The organism is Streptomyces sp. NPDC058964, from assembly GCF_042741275.1.
GTDB lineage: Bacteria > Actinomycetota > Actinomycetes > Streptomycetales > Streptomycetaceae > Streptomyces.
The window spans coordinates 1-4,468 of sequence record NZ_JBHYKH010000647.1; the positions used below are offsets into that span (position 1 = coordinate 1).

General features: G+C 73.2%; 3 protein-coding genes and 1 pseudogene. All 4 read right to left on the minus strand.

Translation table 11 applies throughout. From position 1 onward, the window contains the following. Positions 1 to 1,661, minus strand: a 1,661-nt coding sequence (locus ACFW2E_RS42195) for a sensor histidine kinase (RefSeq protein ID WP_384476070.1), incomplete at its 3' end; no start/stop codon positions are given. After that, positions 1,658 to 2,365, minus strand: a complete 708-nt coding sequence (locus ACFW2E_RS42200; protein WP_384476073.1) for a response regulator transcription factor — start codon at positions 2,363 to 2,365, stop codon at positions 1,658 to 1,660. The genes ACFW2E_RS42195 and ACFW2E_RS42200, both read right to left, overlap by 4 nt. An 18-nt stretch (positions 2,366 to 2,383) precedes the next feature. Further along, a complete protein-coding gene (locus tag ACFW2E_RS42205) occupies positions 2,384 to 3,133 on the minus strand; it encodes a L,D-transpeptidase family protein (protein ID WP_384476075.1) in 750 nt (249 codons plus the stop codon). A gap of 57 nt (positions 3,134 to 3,190) precedes the next feature. Then, positions 3,191 to 4,267: pseudogene (locus ACFW2E_RS42210) on the minus strand (M1 family metallopeptidase); the annotation flags it as partial. Positions 4,268 to 4,468 lie beyond the last annotated feature (201 nt).

The following is a 4,468-nucleotide window of genomic DNA, read 5'->3' on the forward strand; positions in this document are numbered from 1 at the left end:
CGCCAGAACCGGTCGAAGACGTGCGGCAGGTCGTCCGGGCCGATGCCCGTACCGGTGTCGGTGACCGTGAAGACGACCCGGTCGCCGTCGCGGCGGGCGGCCAGGGTCACCGTGCCGCCGGCGGGCGTGTGCCGCAGGGCGTTGGCGACCAGGTTGCCGAGGGCCTGCCGCATGCGCACCGGGTCGGCGTCCAGCCACGGGTCGCCGTCCGCCTCGGCGCGCAGGGCGACCCCGGCGGTGTCGGCGGCCACGCCGTGGGCGGCGGCGACCTGGGCGAGCAGCTCGTCGGCGCGGACCGGCTCGCGGTGCAGTCGCAGGGTGCCCGCGTCGGCGGCCGCCAGGTCCTGGAGGTCGTCGATGACGCGCTGGAGCACCAGGGCCTCCTCGTGCAGCGAGTCGAGCAGCGCGGGATCGGGGTCCACGAGGCCGTCCCGGGTGACCTCCAGCCAGCCGCGGATGTTGGTGAGCGGACTGCGCAGCTCGTGGGCGATGTCGCTCACCATCTCCCTGCGCTGGGCTTCCAGGCGTTCCCGGCGCTCGGTCAGGTCGTTGAACGCCTCCGCCAGGATGCCGGTCTCGTCCCGGGTGGTCAGCGGCACCCGCACATGCAGCTGCGGCGGTTGCTGGGCGGCCTCGGTCAGCGCGCGCAGGGGCCGTACCAGCCGGGTCGCGACGACGGCCGTGACGGCGACGGTGAAGGCGAGCACGAGACCGGCCGCGCCGACGACCTTGGCCTTGTTGGCCGGCGACATGTCGAAGCGGGGCGCGCTCCGGTCCCCGATGCCGAGGAACAGCTCGGCCACCGGGGCGACGTACGGGTCGAGCTGGGCGCGGCGGGCGCTGTCGATACAGCCCTGGACGGTCCGCATGGCGTCGGCACCGCCGGCCGCCCTGCTCACGTACTTGGCGACGACGAACGGGTTCGTCGGCGTGTTCTCCCGGGTTTCGAGGTTGAGGTAGAGGGGCGCCCCGCCGTCCAGGCCCTTGTCCCGCAGGCAGGTCCGGGTACCTTCGGTCAGCGAGTTCAGCGCCTTGCGTTCGGTCGTGGTCGCGGAGCCGGTGTAACCGCACTCGTCCAGGTAGTACTGGGAGGTGTCCGTGCCGTCCAGGCCGACGAGGACGGGACGGCCGCTCGGGGTCCGTTCGACCTTGGTGCGGATGCCGAAGCGGTCGAAACACGACTGCCGTTTCCCGACCACCGTGTTCAGCCGTTCGCGCTCCTTCGCCGGCAGCCGGTACGGGCCGACCGCCCGGGGGTCGATGCCGCTGAGCTGAGCCCCGGAGTCCGTGTAGGTGTCCGTGTGCAGGGGGTCCACCGCGGCGGCGGGACTGGGCGGCAGGGGGGTGCCGTGGGGTGCGGAGTCGGCGAGGAGGGTGCGGTCGGCGGTGGTGAGGGCGATGCGGCGCCCGGTCCTGTCGGCCAGCACGCGGACGGTGCGCCGGACCCCCGACCAGTCGGCGTGGGTCGCCGCGTACCCGCTGAGCCGGGCGAGGATGTCGTTGTCGGCGGCGAGGTCCTGGCCCTGTTCCTCCTTCAGGGCGCTGGTGGTCGTCGTGACCGCCAGCCAGGCGGTGGCCGCCACGGAGCACACCGCGATGAGGGCCGAGGCGAGCAACAGCCGCACCAGGAGCCGCTTGCGCAGCGGTATCCGGCGTTTCACGGACGTCCGCCGGTCAGCTTGTAGCCGACCCCGAACACGGTCACCAGCCGCGCCGGCCGGCGCGGATCGGCCTCGATCTTCCTGCGCAGGTTCATGATGTGCACGTCGACGGCCCGTTCCGTGGAGGACCGGTCGAAGCCGCGGGTGCACTGCAGCAGCTGGCGCCGCGAGAACACCCGGTCCGGCTCGCCGGCCATGGCCAGCAGGATCTGGAACTCGGCCGGGGTGCACTCCACCGGCACGCCGTCGCAGCGCACCTCGTGCCGTACCGGGTGGACGGAGATGCCTCCCGCGCGTACGGCGGGGTCCTCGCGGGCGCCGGCGCCGTGACCGCTGCGCCGCAGGACCGTGCGGATGCGGGCCATCAGTTCGCGTGGGCTGTACGGCTTGGTCATGTAGTCGTCCGCGCCCAGCTCCAGGCCGAGCAGGACGTCGTCCTCGTCGGAGCGGGCCGTGAGCATCAGCACGGGGATGCCGGGTTGGTCACCGGTGCCGCCGCGCAGCACCCGGCACACGCCGAAGCCGTCGATCACCGGGAGCATCAGGTCGAGGACCATGAGGTCGGGTCCGAGTCTGCGGGCCGCGTCCAGGGCGGCGGGGCCGTCGTGGACCACGGTGGCGGTGTGGCCCTCGGCCATCAGCGACCGGCGTATGAGTTCGGCCTGCATCTCGTCGTCCTCGGCGACCAGCACATGTGCGCACACGGGGCAGATCCTAGGCGTTCAGCGGGCGAGCCAGTCGGCGTACCCCATGGCGACGACGGGGTGCCGGTGGGGGTCGAGGGCCCGGAGCAGTTCCCGCATGTGCGCCTTCGCGATGCCGAGGCAGCCGTGGGTGGGGCCGCCGTGGTCGACGTGGATCCAGATGCCGCCGCCGCGGCTCGCGCCGAGGGGCCGGGTCCAGTCCAGGGGTGAGGTGCCGGGTTCGCGGTTGTAGTCGATGGCGATCACGTAGTCGAACGAGCCGGTCAGCGGCTCGCCCTCGAAGCCGGTGCCGGTCGAGGCGAAGCCGTTGGAGTGATCGTAGGGCAGCCGGGTCCCGGGATACGGGAGCCGGCCCCCCGCGTCGGTGAGGGTGTAGACGCCGACCGGGGAACGCAGGTCGCCGGCCATGTGGTGGTCGCTCCAGCCGTGCAGCGCGTTGTGTCCGGGTCCGCCGGCGCCCGCCTGCCAGCCGTTGGCGGTGCGCTCGTACAGCACGACCGTGGACAGGGGCGAGTTCCTGCCGCGGCCGGTCGCCACGACCACCTGGCGCGACCGCGCCGGTATCGCGGCCCATGTCCTGGGGCCGAGCCCGGGTATCCGCCGCGGGGCCGGCGCCGCGGAGGTCTGCGGTGCCGTCGTGGGCGCCGATGCAGGACCGGGAGCCGGGGGCAGGGCGGGCTCCGGGCGGGAGGCCGCCGCGGCGCCGCCGCATCCGCTGAGCACCAGGGGGGATGCGAGGAGCGCCACGGCGGTTCTGCGATCGATCATGGTCCGACCATGAACGAGACTTGTGAGGAACTCGTCAGGTTCCCCGTCCTGCCGTTCCTACGCCGTGGCGGGCTTGCCCTTCGTGAACAGCCAGGTGTGGAACAGTGCGTCGAGGTCCCTGCCGGACTCCCGCTCGGCCAGCTTCACGAACTGCGCGGTCGTTCCGTGCGCGTCGCGGTGGTCGGTGGCCCAGGTGCGCAGGATCCGCAGGAACGTCCGGTCGCCGACGGCCTTGCGCAGTTCGTGCAGGACCATGGCGCCGCGGGCGTAGACGGGGGTGCCGAAGATGTTGGCGCCGCTGCCGGGGTTGCCGGGCGGGAAGGCCCACAGGTCGTCGCCGGCCGGGCGCGCGTACAGCTTGTCGAAGGTCTTCTGGGCGCTGTCGCCCCCGAGCTGCACGCTGTATATCCACACGGCGTCCGTCGCGAAGCCCTCGTTGAGCCAGATGTCCTTCCAGCTGGTCAGGGAGACGGAGTCGCCGAACCACTGGTGGGCGCTCTCGTGCACGAGGGTGGCGAGGTCGGGCGCGGAGTCGTAGACGGGCCGGGACTGGGTCTCCAGGGCGAACCCGACGTCCGGCGCCCGGTCGACGATCGAGCCGGCGGCACGGAACGGGTAGGGGCCGAAGAGTTTGCTCTCCCAGTCCAGGACGGACGGCAGCTTCTTGAGGACGGGCGCGGCGGCGCTCGCCTCGCGCGGGTCGACGGCGTTGTACACCTGGACGCCGTCGCCGGTGGTGTACCGCTCGACCTTGAACTTCCCGACGGTGGCCGTGGCGAGGTAGGAGGCCATGGGCTCGGTCTGGCGCCAGCGGAAGGTGGTGTGCCCGTGCGCGGTGCTCTGCCCGAGGAAGACGCCGTTGGCGACCGCGGTGCGTCCCTGGGGGACGGTGATCGTGAAGTCGTACGAGGCCTTGTCCTTGGGGTGGTTGTTCCCCGGGAACCAGGTCATGGAGCCCTGCGGTTCGCCGGCGACGAAGGCTCCGTCGTCGGTGGGGATCCACCCGTCCTGGGAGCCGTCCGGGTCGGTGACCGGCTTGGGGGTGCCGTTGTAGGTGACCTCGACGCGGAACTCCCGGCCCTTGTGGAGGGTCCTGCGCGGGGTGACGACGAGTTCCTGTCCGTCGCGGCGGAAGTGGGGGGCCGGGCCGGGGGCGGGGTGGCCGGTGTCGCTATATCGCGCTCTGGGTGGGGCGGTGGCGGGGGGGCCCGCGGGGGGGCGCGCGCGGGCCCGGCGCCTACGGTCACCACCCCACCCGGGCCCGGGGTGGGCGCGGGTTCGGGGCCGGCCCGCCCCCCCCCCCCGCGCCGCGCCTGCCTCCTCGTCGGTGAGGGT

Bases quoted from the DNA above. Each gene is read 5' to 3' on its own strand.
- ACFW2E_RS42205 (WP_384476075.1), bottom strand. From the start codon at position 3,133: ATGATCGATCGCAGAACCGCCGTGGCGCTCCTCGCATCCCCCCTGGTG.